This is a genomic window from Knoellia koreensis (genome assembly GCF_013041615.1).
Classification (GTDB): Bacteria; Actinomycetota; Actinomycetes; order Actinomycetales; family Dermatophilaceae; genus Pedococcus; species Pedococcus koreensis.
Map to the genome: position 1 here is coordinate 304,824 of NZ_JABEPQ010000004.1, position 15,061 is coordinate 319,884.

Below are 15,061 nucleotides of genomic sequence, written 5' to 3' on the forward strand. Positions count from 1 at the left end.
GCGGAGATGCCTTGAACGCTCAGCCGCTGTTTCTCGTGGACCTCGCGACCGCGCGCATGTATACCTGTCCCAAGGTGCTCGGCCTCGTCCTGCAACACCGGAACAGTCGCGATAACCGACGGCTCACTCAACACGTCGTGGATGAAGTCCTCCGCAGAGTCGACGCCCCGGTATCGATGTCTCAGGCGACTGAACTCGTGGCCGAGACCATCAAGATCGCCGGCCATCGCAGCGACAAGGGACCTACGGCCGCCAAGACTGTGTCGGGCGCCGAGGCCGACGAACCTTACGGCCCTAACTGAACTCTGCCAAAGTCACCAGACGAAGAACTGGACTGCAACCGAAGTGGGAGGGACGTCAATCCGCCGCTTGAGCGGCCCAGATCACCCGACTGCGAACTCAAAGACGAGTTTCTGAACCCGCCTGAGATCAGTCCTCCGGTGTCGGCGCCCGCGGCTACATTGCCTACATTCGCGAAGATGGCGACGATAGGACAGAGATGACGCAGCACGTTGATGGCTCATGGTCTGGATGGGACGGCGACACCATCGTCCAGCTCACAGACGGATCTGTATGGCGTCAGGATGAGTATCACTACGAGTATCGGTACGCTTACCGACCCAAGGCGACGGTGTCGAACGGCAAGATGCTGGTGGAGGGCATGAGCCGCGCCATCCGGGTCCGCAGACTGGCATAGGATCCGAACGGATTCGCTTCCCCTCGCTGTGAAGGCTTGGCGTCGCCCGCAGGAATCCGTTTCGATGGCGTGGCCGCGGAGCGGCCTTTGCCACACTGACACGGTCGGGGCAGACCGCATCTTCGGTATTTGTCTGTGCCGCCCCCTAGATTTGCGGTGTGCCGATCGTCGTCCACCGCCGCGACCGCCCGGAGGCCCTCGCCGATGGGCTCGCCGCGATGCTGCGCGAGAACCCCGGCGACGTCTTCGACCCTGAGTGGGTCGTCGTTCCGGCGCAAGGCGTCCAGCGCTGGCTGATCCAGCGGCTCTCGCACGTCCTTGGCGCTGGCGGCGGGGACGACGGGGTGTGCGCGGGACTCGACCTTCGCACCCCCGCGTCACTGGTGAGCATGCTTCTCGGACGCGATCGCGATGACCCGTGGATTGCGGACCGTCTCGTATGGCCGACGCTCGCCGCGGTCGATGAATGCATGGGCGCGCATGGGTTCGACGCGTTGACTCGGCATCTCGGCGGTGGTCCCCGGGCGGGCGATCCCCAGCTCGAGTGGCTCCGCCAGGCTCGGCAAACGCGGCGGTATGCCGTGGCACGACGTCTTGCTGGGCTTTTCTCCGCGTACGCGTGGCAGCGCCCGAGCATGCTAGCCGACTGGGAGGACGGCGGCGCGGGTGATGGGTGCGGGGGGACGATCGACCCCGACCTGGCCTGGCAGCCGGAGCTATGGCGGCGTGTCCTAGCCCAAGCCGCCCGCCGGACCGGAGCCACCGAGTCGCCATCGGCGCGTCACGCCCGAGTTGTCAACGAACTGCGCAATGGCAGTGTGCAGTTCCCCGTACCCGGACGCATCAGCCTATTCGGGCACACGCAGCTTCCGGCGTCCGAGATCGAGCTGCTCGCCGCGCTCGGCGTCTCCCGCGAGGTCCACCTCTGGCTGCCCCATCCCTCCCCTGCCCTGTGGGAATCCGTGGCAGAGCACATCGCGGACGCTCACACCTTGCCCGGCCGCAGAGCGCGCGCCAACGACGACAGTGCAACCTACGCACAGCACCCACTTCTGGCGACCCTCGGCCGCGATATCCGCGAGCTCGAGCAAGGCCTGTTGGCGGCCGGCACGACAGTGGCGGACGTTTTGCTATCCCCCAACAGCGCGGACAACCCCTCGACACGCCTTGCCCTCCTTCAGGCAGACATCCGCGCCAACCGCGCCCCCGACCCGGCCCGCCCACTCGCTGCCGGCGACCTGTCAGTGCAGGTCCACTCCTGCCACGGGCTCTCCCACCAGGTCGAGGTCCTGCGCGAAGTGCTGACCCAACTTTTCCAGGACGACCCGACCCTCGAGCCGCGCGACGTCCTGGTCCTGTGCCCGGACGTAGAGCAGTTCGCGCCGCTCGTGCGCGCGGCATTCGGAAGCACCCTCTCGGCCCCTGCGGGCACCGCGCGCCACCCCGGCCACGGCCTGCGTGTCCAGCTTGCCGACCGGGAACTCGCCGCGACGAACCCGCTCGTCGAGCTCGCCCAGATCGTCGTCGGCCTCGTCGCCGGACGGGTCACCGCATCAGAGGTGCTGGGTCTCGCAGCGCACGAGGCGGTCGCCCGCCGCTTCGGGTTCGACGAGGACGACCTGGCAACGCTCGGCCACTGGGTCGCCGAGTCCGGCGCCCGCTGGGGCCTTGATGCCGCCCACCGGGGCGAGTACGGCCTGCGCGACCTCGCGGACAACACGTGGGCGAACGCGTTGGACCGGCTCGCGCTCGGCGTCGCCGTGGCTGCCGACTCAGACGCGGACGCCGCCGCGAACGCCCCCGTCGACGACATAGGCAGCAACGACATCGGCCGCGTCGGGCGCTTCCTCGAGCTCTTGGACCTGGTACGTGCCGCTGCCGAACACGTCCGCCAGCCTTCCCTACAGGAGGGCACGCTCGGCCGGCTCAGCGCTGGCGAGTGGACCGACTGGCTCCGGGAGACGGTCACCTCCCTGGGTGAGGTCGCACGGGAAGACCGCTGGCAGCGCGCGCAGTTCCTGTCCGAGCTCGCGACGATAGCCGCGGGAGGCGAGGGTCTGCCGCTACGCATCAACGACATCGTGGTCCTGCTCGGGCAGCGTTGGGGAGCCCGGCCGACCCGGGCCAACTTCCGCACTGGCGCGATGACGGTCTGCACGATGGTTCCGATGCGAACCATCCCGCACCGGGTCGTCGCCATCCTCGGCCTCGACGACGGCGCGTTCCCCCGCTCGCCGGTCGTCGACGGCGACGACGTTCTGGCCCGTCGGGCCCTGGTCGGTCAGCGCGACCCCCGCAGCGAGGACCGGCAGCTGCTCCTCGACGCGCTCATGTCAGCCTCCGACCACTTCGTGGCCCTCTACGCCGGGCACGACGAGCACACGGGGGCACGGCGGCCCCCGGCCGTCCCGCTCCAAGAGCTCATCTCCGCAGCCAACCGGACCGGCCAGGCACCCGCGACGTCGGCCGACGCCAACGGGGTCGTCCGCGCTCATCCCCTCCAAGCCTTCGACGCACGCAACTTCGGACCCCAGCCCCCGATCCCTGGCGGCTCCTTCGACCGGGCCGCCCTCGAAGGGGCAGTCGCGTTGGGCGCGCACCGGCGCAGCGGGGACACGACCCGGCCGCTCATGGTCTCTGAGCCCCTCCCCGTCCAGCCAGTCAGCGCGCTCACCCTCGACGAGCTGACCCGGTTCTACGAGAACCCCGCCAGAGAGTTCTGCCGCCAACGGCTCGGCATCGCCGTCCCGCGCGAGGACGACGAACCGACAGACCACATCCCGATCGGCCTCGACGGGCTGGAGACGTGGCAGATCGGTGACCGAGTCCTGCGAGCGGTCCTCGACGGCGGCGACCCCACAACTGCCCTAGAGCGCGAGCAGCTGGCCGGGACTCTACCACCGGTCGCGCTCGGCGGGAGGCTCCGGCAGGAGATCGCTGGCACGGTCGCTGCCATCGCGCGCGGCGTCGACACCGGGGCTCGGCGCTCCGTCGAGGTTCGGATCGACCTGCCCTCCGGCCTCCGCGTCACCGGTGTCGTGAGCGGCGTCGAGGACCATCGACTCACCCTGACGACCTACTCGACCATCTCCGCCAAGCACGAGATCGTTGCCTGGGTGCGCCTGCTCGCGCTCGCCGTCGCCGAACCCCAGATCCACTGGGTTGCTGAGCTCACCGGCAAGCGAGGTAAGACGCAGCTCACTGCTCCCCTGGCCGAGCAGGCCACCACCCTGCTCGAAGGGCTCGTGGACGTTCGCACGCGAGGTATGCGCTACCCCCTTGGGCTACCGCCGAAGACGGCCCGAGCCTTCGCGGTGCAGGCAGTTCGCGGAGACAGCCCGGCTATTCAGCAGTCGGCGTTTCGGGCCGCCAACTCCGAGTGGGCAGGACGCTTCCCCGAACGCGACGACCGCTGGTGGGCCGTCGTCCTGGGGCCTGAAGCCCCGCTCGAGCGTCTGAATCACTTGGGCACACTCAGCTTCTGGGCGCCGCGTGTTTGGGGTCCGCTCCTGCAAGCAAGGGGCCGCTCATGAGCGCAGCACTTCGGCCATTCGACATCTGCGGACCGCTACCGAACGGGACGACGCTCGTCGAGGCGAGCGCTGGAACGGGCAAGACATGGACCCTCGCTGCGCTCGTGACCCGATACGTCGCCGACGAGGCTGTCCCGCTGGAGCAGCTGCTTGTCGTCACCTTCTCCCGGCTGGCGAGCCAAGAGCTGCGCGAACGGGTCCGGCAGCACCTTGAGGGGACCGTCGAACGGCTCGAAGCCCCGCCACGCCGGGATGACGACGAGCTCGTCCGGCATCTGCGTCGCGGCCCCGATGTCGACGTCGTATCGCGCGTCAGCCGCCTGCGGGCGGCACTAGCCGACTTCGACTCGGCAACGATCGCCACCATCCACCAGTTCTGCCACCTCGTCCTTCGCGGCCTCGGCGTCGCCGGCGACTCCGACCCGCACGCGACGCTCGTTGAGGACATGACCGAGCTGCGCCGTGATGTCGTCGACGACCTCTTCCTTGCCCGCGCCGCCCGCGGAGGCAATGCGCCCGACTACGCGACGAGCAGCTCCGATGCCCGGATAGCGCTGGACCAGGCCCGCGCGCCACTCCGGCCACAGGACGCGTCCCCACTAGTCGCGGCGCGGCAGGACTTCATGCGTGACGTGCGCGTCGAGTTCGCCCGGCGCAAACGTCGAGCGGCCTTCCTGGGCTACGACGACCTTCTCGCCGAGCTCGCCGACGCGCTCGAGGACGAGGACGGCCCCGCGCGGGTTCGCATGCGGCAGCGGTGGTCCGTCGTGCTCGTCGACGAGTTCCAGGACACTGACCCGGTCCAGTGGGACGTCTTCTCCCGGGCGTTCGCAACGCCCGGCAAGACCCTCGTTCTCATCGGTGACCCGAAGCAGGCCATCTACGGCTTCCGCGGCGGCGACATCCACACCTACCTCGCGGCCGCGCAGACTGCGACGACCGCATGCAGCCTGCCGACCAATCGGCGCTCCGACCCCGCCCTCGTCGACGCCCTGCAGGTGCTCACCTGCGGCGCCGAGCTGTCGCCGGAAATTGAGGTCCACCCGATCCGGGCGGCCCTGACCGGGCGGCGCCTGACCGGTGCCCCGGACAACAGCCCGGTCCGGTTGCGATTCGTTCGCGGCGAGGACCGCATTGTGATGCCGGAAGCTCGGCCCCTCATCGCCGCTGATGCGGCATCGGACATCGTCGCCCTGCTCGATTCAGGTGCCGAGTTCGACGGGCGTCCACTCGTTGCCCGCGACGTCGCTGTGCTCGCCAAGACGAACATGGACCTGCAAGCCGTTCGCGCCGCCCTGCGCGAGCGCGGGGTGCCGTCGGTCCTCGTGACGAACGAGTCCGTCCTGCGCAGTGAGGCCGCGACGTGGTGGCTCGTCCTGCTGACCGCCCTCGAGCAGCCGCACCGGCCCGAACGCGTCCGAGCCGCATGCCTGACGCCCCTCATCGGCTGGTCGGTCCCGCACCTCGACGGGCTCGGGGACGCCGCGACCGACCAAGCCGTCGAAGGGGCCCGCGCGCTCCTGACGGCGTTCCACCGCGGCGGGCTGCCGGGAGTCCTCGACGTCCTGCGGAGCGACGGGCTCAGTGCCCGGATCCTCGGGCGCGTCGGCGGTGAGCGCGACCTCACCGACATCGAACACTGCGCGCAGGTTCTGCAAGAGCAGGTGAGCGCCGGCCGCCCGAGCCTGACCGCGCTCGTGACCTGGCTGCTGCGCCAAACGACCGAGGAGTCGGATGGCGGGTCGGGCACCCGTGTCATTCGTCTGGACTCCGACGCCCACGCGGTCACCCTGTCGACGATTCACGCGAGCAAAGGCCTGCAGTATCCAATCGTCTACACGCCCTTCCTCTTCAGCAACTTCACAGGGTCGAGGACCCGGTCGTCGTCCACCAAGGAGGCGAGCGGGTCATCGCGTTCTCCGAGGACCGCGGCGCCCGGGCGGCGGCCCGCCTCGAGGTCCAGGACGAGGACCTGCGCCTGGCCTACGTCGCGATGACGCGCGCCCAGTCCCAACTCGTCCTCTGGTGGGCGGCCACGGCGAACACCCCCGACAGTGGGCTGCACCGGCTCCTGTTCGGCCGTGCACCGAACCTGGACGCGCTGGCCTCCTACCTGGCCGCTCCGCCAGCGCAGCGGCCAGTGGCCGCGCTCGCCCGCGCGGACAGGGAGCCGCGCGGCCCGGCGGCAGAGGCGATGCTCACAGCGTGGGCTGACGCCGGCGCCTTCAGCCTCGCAGCTGTCCCGGACGAGATCCCCTTGGTGCAGGCGCACCCGCCCCAGGAGCAGGCCGAAGCCCTCACCGCACGAGACTTCACCCGCACCATCGACCGGAACTGGCGACGCACCTCCTACAGCGCACTCGCAGCTGCTGGCGAGGCGAATCCCGCCGCCGGCGTCCGCTCTTCCGGCGACACCGAACCGGAATCCGACACGGTCGGCAACAGCGACGAGCAGGAAGTCGTCGTCGCCGACCTCGCAGGTACCGGAATCCGCTCGCCGATGGCCGGCCTGCCCGTAGGTGCGACCTTCGGCTCGCTCGTCCACGCCGTTCTCGAGACGGCCGACCTGCAGGCCGAAGACCTGCGCGCCGAGCTTCTCGAACGCATCAGCGACGAACGCGTCCGATGGCCGGTCGACCTCGACACCGACGAGCTTGCCGCAGCCCTCGAGTTGGTCTGCGCGACCCCGCTCGGGACAATCGCCGACGACGTCTCACTGCGTGATCTCGCCCCCAGCGACCGGCTCGCCGAGATGGACTTCGAGCTGCCGCTAGGGGGTGGGGACCTGCCCGGGACGGGCTCCCTACTGCGCGAGCTCGGCGCCCTTATGTGTCGCCACCTCCCAGCCGAGGACCCGCTCCTGCCCTACGCGGAAAAGCTCGAGACGCCCGACTTCGGCAACCAGGTGCTCCGCGGCTACCTCACCGGGTCCGTCGACCTGCTCTTCCGGCGCGGCGGACGCTACTTCGTCGTCGACCACAAGACGAACTGGCTGGGCCCCCCCGAGTCCGAATCTACCGTCGACGACTATGCACCGGACCGGCTCGCAGCCGCGATGACGCACACCAGCTACCCGCTCCAGGCGCTCCTCTACGCGGTCGTCCTCCACCGTTACCTACGCTGGCGGCTGCCCGGCTACGACCCGGAAACGCACCTCGGCGGCGTGCTTTACCTGTACCTGCGCGGCATGGCCGGGCCGGAGACCCCACGAGTAGACGGGTGCCCGCACGGGGTCTTCGCGTGGCGCCCACCCGCCGCGCTCATCGAAGAGCTGTCGGCGCTACTCGACGGCTCCCACGCAACCGCGAACTCCTCCGGAGACGACCCATGACCGCCCCCGCGAACACAAGAGGCACCGACTCGAAGACCGGGCCGCTCGCCCAGTTCACCGCTGCAGGCGTCCTCGACGACGGTGACTGCCTCGTCGCCACACGGATCGCCCGGCTCGTCGGCGAGGAAGACGACGCAGCGGTCCTCGCACTCGCACTCGCCGTCCGCGCCGCCCGCGAGGGTAGCGGCGCGCTACACCTCGACAGCGTAGCCCGGCTCACACCACACCCGACCGGACACGACCCTGACGACAACGGGCAGCAGGACGCAGACCCTGCCGCCGAGCCGGCAACCCTGGCAGACGTCATCGAGCTGCCGGAACCGCAGGCATGGCTCCAAGCCGTCGCCGCCAGCCGCCTCGCCGCCCGCGGAGTGCTTCACATCGAGTTCGACCTCGTCCAGCTCGACCGGTACCGGGCCGACGAACGGCTCATCGCAGGCTGGCTCGACTCACGCTCACCCGACCAGCTCAAGAGCATCGAGGCCACCGTGCTCGAGGACGCGATCTCGGCCGGCTGGCTCAACGACGCACAGGTCACCGCCGTACGCGCTGTGGCCGCGCGCCCGACCACCGTCCTCACAGGCGGCCCCGGCACTGGCAAAACATGGACCGTGGCCGCAATCCTGCGCGCCCTTCGTTTTCAAGACGGGCGAGCACCTCGCGTCGCTCTCGCCGCGCCAACGGGCAAGGCCGCCGCCCGCATGAACGAGACGCTGGAGGCCGAGCTCGCCGATGGAAGCTTCGACCCGGCGACCACAATCCACCGGCTTCTCGGGTCGATCCCACGATCTGGCACACGTTTTCGCCACGACGCGAGGAACCCGCTGCCCCACGACGTCGTCATCGTCGATGAGGCGTCGATGGTCGGCCTCGGCCTCATGGCTCGACTGCTCGACGCGCTCTCACCCGCGACGCGTCTCCTCCTCGTCGGTGACCCCGACCAGCTCGCCTCGGTCGAAGCCGGCACAGTCCTTGCCGACCTCGTCCGCGGTCTCGGGCCGCGCGGTGACGTCGTCGAGCTCTCAGAGAACCGTCGCTCCGTACCTGCCATCCAGGACCTCGCCGGAGCGATCCGATCGGGCGACCCCGATGCGGTACTCGACATTCTCGAAGCCGGCCATCCCGAAATCGGCTTCACCGAGACCGACGAGCCCGCCCTCGGGCACATGGCAACAGTCACTGACCAGGCCCGCCACCTACGTGCGCTCGCTCTGGAAGGAGACATAGACGGCGCCATCGTCCGCCTCGGCCGGGCGCGGTTGCTCTGCGGCCGGCGGTCGGGACCGCACGGAATCCGCCGATGGAACCGGCTCGTGGAGCAGTCCCTCGCCGAGGACGCGCCCGAGGTCGCCTACCAGCCGTACTACCTGGGCCGCCCGATCATCATCACTCGCAACGACCACGGCCTGGGCTTGGCAAACGGCGACACCGGAGTCCTCGTCCGTGGCCCCCAGGGCCCGCTCGCCGCGATCCAGACGGGCCAGGGCGTCCGCACCCTCTCCCCCTGGCGTCTGGCCGACGTCGAGACCATGCACGCGATGACGGTCCACAAGGCACAGGGCAGCGAGGCCGACGATGTAACCGTCGTCGCGCCCGCGATCGGCTCCCGGCTCTTGACCCGTGAACTGCTGTACACGGCGACGACCCGCGCCCGCCGGCGGCTGACGATCATCGGGAGCCGGGACGCGATCCGCGTTGCGGTCATGACACCAATCGAACGCTCGTCGGCGCTGACGGAGCGGCTCCTGGAGCGGTGCAGTTCGGGGCCATGAACGTCCGGAACTGCCGCTGCTCGCGAGCGACTTTGCCTTCATCGGCCAACACGACGATCCCGACTATCAAAGTGCGTCTATTCGCCGCCAGTCGACCGGCCCAGGGACAGGCAGACGTTCGGGGGAACACGCCATCGAGAGCCAACACGCGAATTGATGGCTCTCGATGGCCGCGATGGGGATTGCGCGTCAGATGCGCAGGCCTCTGGGCGCTGTCACTGCCACGGGTGGAGCCGGGTCCTTGGGGCGGGCGCGGCCCGCGGCGGGGGCGTGTGCGAGGAGTTCACGCGAGCTCCACATGAGAAGGACGGAGTGCGAGGCGCCGGCTTGTCGCCCTGACGCTTCGTTGATGTCCCGCGCGAGAATGTCCCGGACGGGCTCAATGAGGGGACGGACCCGGTTGTGCTGCAGGTCGTTCGGGTGCAGGCTGTCACCGAGTGAGTCGTCGTCGCCGGGCCCTAGAGTGCGCGTGTCGTTGCGGGCGACCTCAAGCATGGCTTTAGCGGGTGCGGTGATCGAGGTGCCGTGGGCGGTGAGCTCGTGGATGTCGCGGGAGAGGATGAACCCGCCGACGATCGCGCGCTTGATGACCGGGGGCAGGTCACGAAGGTCCGCGCGCTGCGCGATGAGGGTCGGTTCGGCCAGGGCCGTCTTGTCGTGGATCAGCTCGCGCGTGGCCGCCTGCAGCTGCTCGGCCACCGACCCGAGGTTCGGGTCGACCCTGCGTGTCGTGGGGTTGGTGAGCGATGCCCACTGACCGGCCAGGTGGCTCTGCGCCCGGATGGCCTGCTCGAACGTCGGGGCGATCTCCTGCTCGTAGACCACGGGATCCGCCACACCGGTGTGGGCTGCGGCGCGCACCAGGATCAAGGCGGCCCGGTTGATCGTGGCCTGGGTCCGCGCGACCGCGGACAGATTCGCCGGCGTCGCCTCCGCGGCCAGCGTCCGGCGGGCCTGCAGGTCCCACCGGGCGATGGCGTCGCCGAGCCGAGCCAGCCCGGCATACCCCTCCCGATGTTCACCCTCGAGAGCGCGGACGAGGCGCCCGCCGAGGAAGCTGCCTGCGAGCTCTTCGAACGCGGTGAGGCGGTCCAGCGCGTCCTGCCCTCGCGGGATGCCGCGCGTGGCACGGGTCGACTGCTGCTCCACTCGCGGCATCTGCTGCAGGTCGCGGATGTGCTCGCGGACTGCGACGGACACCGAGTGCGCGCTCACGTAGAGCGTGTGCATGATCCGGGTTCGGGCCGCCTGCACGTCGCGGGCCTGCTCGAGCGACTGCACTCCTGCCCGGGAGCTCGCGTGCGCGGCCACCAGGTCACGGGCCGCGTCGAAGGCCTCCGCGATCCCCAGGAGGCGCTGGTCCGGGTCCCCGTCACCGGGCCAGCCCTGACGGAGGCGGGTGCGGTGCATGCCCTGGGAGATAGCCTCCAGCTGGGCCATGAGCTGCCCGTCTTCGGTGGCACCTCTGGGGCGCACGAGCAGGGCCTGCCAGAGCTCGGAGGCGCTCTGAACGACCTCGCCCCAGGTGCGCAGCATCGCGAGCGCGTCGTCGCCCGAGACGTCGAAGAGCAGCCCCCGGCTCGCCGTGTCGGCCTGCAGGAGCAGCTCCCCGACGCTACGCCCGTCTCGGGGGCTCATCCGCGAGCCTGCCGTGCCAGATCGGCGAGGCGCACCACTAGCTGCGACGACCCGGGAGGCAGCGCCTCGATCGGGACCGAGCGCAGCAGCGACTCGGCCTCGGTCACCACGGTCAGGAGATCCCCGGCCGCAGCGACGGGTTCGACCTGCGGCTGGTGCTCCGCTTCGGGCGGGATCAGTCCGGCAGCGTAGTCGGCGGTCAGGTGGAGGTCCTGCGCGAACGTGTAGGTCGCGCACAGCGGCCCCTCCGCCTCCGCGCGCGCCCACAGCTTCCGGGCGGTCGCCTCCAACTCGGCGGCCACTCGGGTCAGGATCGCCGCGCCATCCGTGGCGTGCGTGGTTGGTGTCGTCTCGGGCATGGTCGCTCCTTCACGGGTCGGGAGCCCTGCCAGATGCGGCAGGCCTCAACCGACCGAAGGCGCTCAACCCGCGCGGGCGATCACCGCCAAGACCAGAAGCACCTCGCCAATCCATCCACGTCCGGGCGTCCGCCGATCCCGGCGAGAGACCGGGCGTCAAGGCGATGCGGAGCAGCTCGCGAGGGCATGCCGCAGCCCGTCGTGTCCCCCTGTCGCGACGGGCTGCCGCGCGGGGTCCGCTCTCCATCCCCCTGTCAGGCTGGGCCCCGCGTTCCGGAGCAGGCCCAGAACCGTTCGACTTCCGCGGACCGAGTGGGGATCGCCGCAGCTGCTGGCTCGCGTCGAGTCGTATGCCGCTGGGCCGGGTGAGCGCCCGGAAGACCCACGTCGCAATCGAGGGTGAGCGGCGCGAACTGCCTGCTGCCGGCGCGGTGGCGAACCACCTTCAGGCAGCTGTGCCATCCCCGGCTCGCGTCCCATCGAGAGTCCACTACGTTGGCTTCAATCCCCCATGGCGAACTGACTGGAGACCCCCACTGATGACACCGATCGGCTTCGAGGACAAGGTCGCCTTCGTCTGGAAGGTCGCGGACAAGCTGCGCGGCACGTTCAAGCAGCACGAGTACGGCTCGGTCATGCTGCCGCTGCTCGTCCTGCGCCGCATGGACGCGGTCCTCGCCCCCACGAAGCAGGCAGTCCTCGACGCCGCGGCGGGCATGACGAACATCGGTGAGGGCCAGGCTGCCCTGCTGAAGAAGAAGGCCGGTCACCGCTTCTACAACACCTCACCGCTGACGTTCCCGACGCTGCTCAGCGACGACAAGGCCCTGGCCGACAACCTCCGCTCCTACATCCGCAAGCTCTCCCCCGAGGCGTACGCGGTCATGGAGGCCTACGACTTCGACCCGAAGCTCGAACGCCTCGACCGCGCCGGCCTCCTGTATGCCGTGGTGGCCGACTTCGCGGATCTCGACCTGCGCCCGTCGGTGGTGAGCAACGAGGCGATGGGCTACATCTTCGAGGAGCTGCTGCGGAAGTTCTCCGAAATGAGCAACGAGACCGCCGGTGAGCACTACACCCCGCGCGAGGTCATCCGCCTCATCGTCAACCTGCTCGTCTCCGGCAAGACCGCCCAGGAGCTCACCGACAACCCGAAGCCGGTGCGCACCGTCTACGACCCGGCCGCCGGCACTGGCGGCATGCTCATGACCGCGCTGCACCACATCAAGGCGCTCAACCCGGCGGCGATCGTCAACGTCTACGGCCAAGAGCTCAACGACGAAACCTGGGCGATCGCCCAGTCCGACCTGATGATGCAGGACACCGCGCCCGAGCGGATGCGCAACGGCAACACCCTCACGGGCGACGCCTTCCCCCTCGAACGGTTCGACTACATCCTCGCCAACCCGCCCTACGGCGTCGACTGGAAGGCCTACGCCGCGCCGATCAAGGACGAGCCCTCCAAGCAGGGCTTCCACGGCCGCTTCGGCGCCGGCCTGCCCCGCATCTCTGACGGCTCGTTCCTGTTCCTGCAGCACATGCTCTCGCACATGAAGCCGACCGGCTCCCGCGTCGGGATCGTGCTGTCCGGGTCGCCGCTTTTCTCAGGGCAGGCCGGCTCCGGGGAGTCGCAGATCCGCCAGTGGATCCTCGAGAACGACTGGCTCGAAGGCATCGTCGCCCTGCCGGACCAGATGTTCTACAACACCGGCATCTCCACCTACGTGTGGATCCTCACCAACGACAAGGCCGACGAGGACCGCGGCACCGTCAAGCTCATCGACGCGCGCGAGCTCGGGACCAAGATGCGCAAGTCCCTCGGCGACAAACGCAAAGAACTCACGTCTGCCGCGATCGAGACGATCGCGCATCTCTACGGCGGGGCACGGGGCGAGTTTGCCGACGACCCGCGTGTGAAGGTCCTCACCAACGAGACGTTCGGCTTCCAGCGGATCACCGTCGAACGCCCCATGCGCCGCCGGTGGGAAGTCACCGCTGCCGCCCTCGAGGCGTTGGCTTCCTCAAAAGCTTGGGAGAAGTGGGGGTATGTCGACTCGCCTGGGCACATCTATGGGGGCTGGGTCGGGCGCACGTATGCCTCCGAGAAGGACCTGCTCGCTGAGCTCACCGAGAACATGGGCGGGGGCGTGCCCATGGCAGTCATCAAAGAACTCCTGAAGGCGTGCGCCATCGCCGACCCTGAGGCGCCCACCGTGAAGGGACGCGGCGGGAAGGTCGAACCCGACCCGGACCTGCGCGACCAGGAGAGCATCCCGCTCCCCGAGGGATGGTTCGCCCTCGGCGAGGAGGAACGTGCGAAGGCGCTCGTCGAGACAGCAGAGGCCCACTTGGAGAACGAGATCCGGCCCTTCGTAACCGACGCGTGGATCGACCACACCAAGACCAAGGTCGGCTTCGAGATCCCCTTCACCCGCCAGTTCTACGTCTACACGCCACCACGCCCCGTCGACGAGATCGCCACCGAGATCAAAGCTCTGGAGGCCCAGATCCAGCAGTGGATGAGCGGCCTGGGCCTGTGACGATGATCGCCCTGCGGCACCTGGCCGAAGTTAACCCGTCAAGCCCAGAGTTTGACGCGCTTCCCGCCGATGCGGACGTGCTCTTCCTACCTCTCGAGACCGTGTGGAGCGACGACCGCGCCGACCAATCACGGCGCGTTCCAAAGAGCACCGTCGACTCGGGCTATACGCGATTCCAAGCTGGCGACACCGTGTGCCCCAAGGTCACCCCTACCTTCCAGGCCGGTAGGGCTATGAGGGCCCGCTCGGTCGGAGCAGGAACGACCGAACTGCACATCCTGCGCCCCAGACCCGGCGTCGACCCCCGCTGGGTTACCTACGCAGTCAGGTCAAAGCATTTCCTAGAGGAAGGCGTCACCGCGTTTCAGGGCGTTGCGGGCCTTCAACGAGTTCCACAGGAGTTCGTCGCGAACTTCCGCGTCGCCGACGCGCCCTTGGAGGAGCAGCGGCGGATCGCGGACTTCCTCGACGACCGCGTCGCCCGCATCGACCAGATCATCGCCGCCCGCCGCCGCCAAAGTGAGGCATTGGCCTCTGTCTACCCGGCGCGTCTCGGCTCGGAGGACTTCGGCTCGGGAAGCGGCACTCGTTTGCGATACATCTGCTCCCCCGTTGACATGCGCGGAGGAGACGATTTGCCCCTGCTGTCAGTCTCCATCCACCATGGCGTGACGCGGCGCGACGAGGTCTCCGACCGCCCGGGACGCGCGGAGGACCTCTCGAAATACAAGCGGGTTCAGCCCAGCGACATCGTGCTGAATCGAATGCGAGCCTTTCAGGGCGCGGTGGGTATAGCTCGGGAATCTGGCGTCGTGAGCCCGGACTACTTGGTACTTCGCCCGGCTGAAGTCGACCCCGAATGGCTTGAATGCGTGCTTCGTTCACCGTGGTTTGTGGGTCAGATGATCGAGCGCTTACGTGGCATCGGGTCGATCGATCTGGGCACCGTGAGGACACCACGAATCAACTGGGCGGATCTGGCGGATATTCAAGTAGCGGTACCCCCGCACGTGGCGCAACTGCAACTGGCTGAGGAAGTCCGATCTCTTCAGGCGCGCCTGTCGACAGCGCGTCGGTCTGTTGCCCGGATGGCCGACCTGTTTGAGGAGTTCAAGCGGTCGTTGATTACGGCGGCGGTGACTGGTGAGATCGATGTGACGACGGCGGGTAGTGGCATACAGGGGTGATTCG

9 protein-coding genes are annotated in these 15,061 nt (G+C 69.0%); 7 read left to right on the forward strand and 2 right to left on the reverse strand.

Features of this window, described 5'->3' with window-relative positions:
- Window positions 1–35 precede the first annotated feature (35 nt).
- From HJG52_RS17195 to recD, 5 genes are all read left to right on the forward strand, one after another.
- On the forward strand, window positions 36–302 hold the full coding sequence (locus HJG52_RS17195) for a hypothetical protein (RefSeq protein ID WP_171244842.1): 267 nt from the start codon (window positions 36–38) through the stop codon (window positions 300–302).
- A 553-nt stretch (window positions 303–855) separates the two neighbouring features.
- The gene (gene recC / locus HJG52_RS17200; protein ID WP_171244843.1) at window positions 856–4,230 is read left to right on the forward strand and encodes an exodeoxyribonuclease V subunit gamma; all 3,375 of its coding nucleotides are present in this window, start codon (window positions 856–858) and stop codon (window positions 4,228–4,230) included.
- Window positions 4,227–6,227, forward strand: coding sequence for a UvrD-helicase domain-containing protein (locus HJG52_RS21020; RefSeq protein WP_240978126.1), 2,001 nt, complete (start codon window positions 4,227–4,229; stop codon window positions 6,225–6,227). The genes recC and HJG52_RS21020 overlap by 4 nt, the downstream gene beginning before the upstream one ends.
- Window positions 6,224–7,561 (forward strand): PD-(D/E)XK nuclease family protein, encoded by a 1,338-nt coding sequence (locus tag HJG52_RS21025; protein WP_240978128.1) that lies wholly within the window; start codon window positions 6,224–6,226, stop codon window positions 7,559–7,561. Before HJG52_RS21020 ends, HJG52_RS21025 begins: the two co-directional genes overlap by 4 nt.
- Complete coding sequence (recD, locus tag HJG52_RS17210; RefSeq protein ID WP_171244844.1) at window positions 7,558–9,333, forward strand: exodeoxyribonuclease V subunit alpha; 1,776 nt, start codon at window positions 7,558–7,560, stop codon at window positions 9,331–9,333. Before HJG52_RS21025 ends, recD begins: the two co-directional genes overlap by 4 nt.
- A gap of 189 nt (window positions 9,334–9,522) precedes the next feature.
- On the opposite strand, the gene HJG52_RS17215 is transcribed toward recD, so the two are convergent.
- Together HJG52_RS17215 and HJG52_RS17220 are read right to left on the reverse strand one after the other, a co-directional pair.
- Window positions 9,523–10,971, reverse strand: a complete 1,449-nt coding sequence (locus HJG52_RS17215; protein WP_171244845.1) for a hypothetical protein — start codon at window positions 10,969–10,971, stop codon at window positions 9,523–9,525.
- Complete coding sequence (locus HJG52_RS17220) at window positions 10,968–11,330, reverse strand: hypothetical protein (protein ID WP_171244846.1); 363 nt, start codon at window positions 11,328–11,330, stop codon at window positions 10,968–10,970. Before HJG52_RS17220 ends, HJG52_RS17215 begins: the two co-directional genes overlap by 4 nt.
- Window positions 11,331–11,869: 539 nt before the next feature.
- On the opposite strand from HJG52_RS17220, the gene HJG52_RS17225 reads away from it, so the two are divergent.
- A complete protein-coding gene (locus tag HJG52_RS17225) occupies window positions 11,870–13,870 on the forward strand; it encodes a type I restriction-modification system subunit M (RefSeq protein WP_171244847.1) in 2,001 nt (666 codons plus the stop codon).
- Window positions 13,867–15,057 carry a restriction endonuclease subunit S gene (locus HJG52_RS17230; RefSeq protein ID WP_171244848.1) on the forward strand — a complete coding sequence of 397 codons (1,191 nt, stop codon included), beginning with the start codon at window positions 13,867–13,869 and terminating at the stop codon, window positions 15,055–15,057. Before HJG52_RS17225 ends, HJG52_RS17230 begins: the two co-directional genes overlap by 4 nt.
- Window positions 15,058–15,061 lie beyond the last annotated feature (4 nt).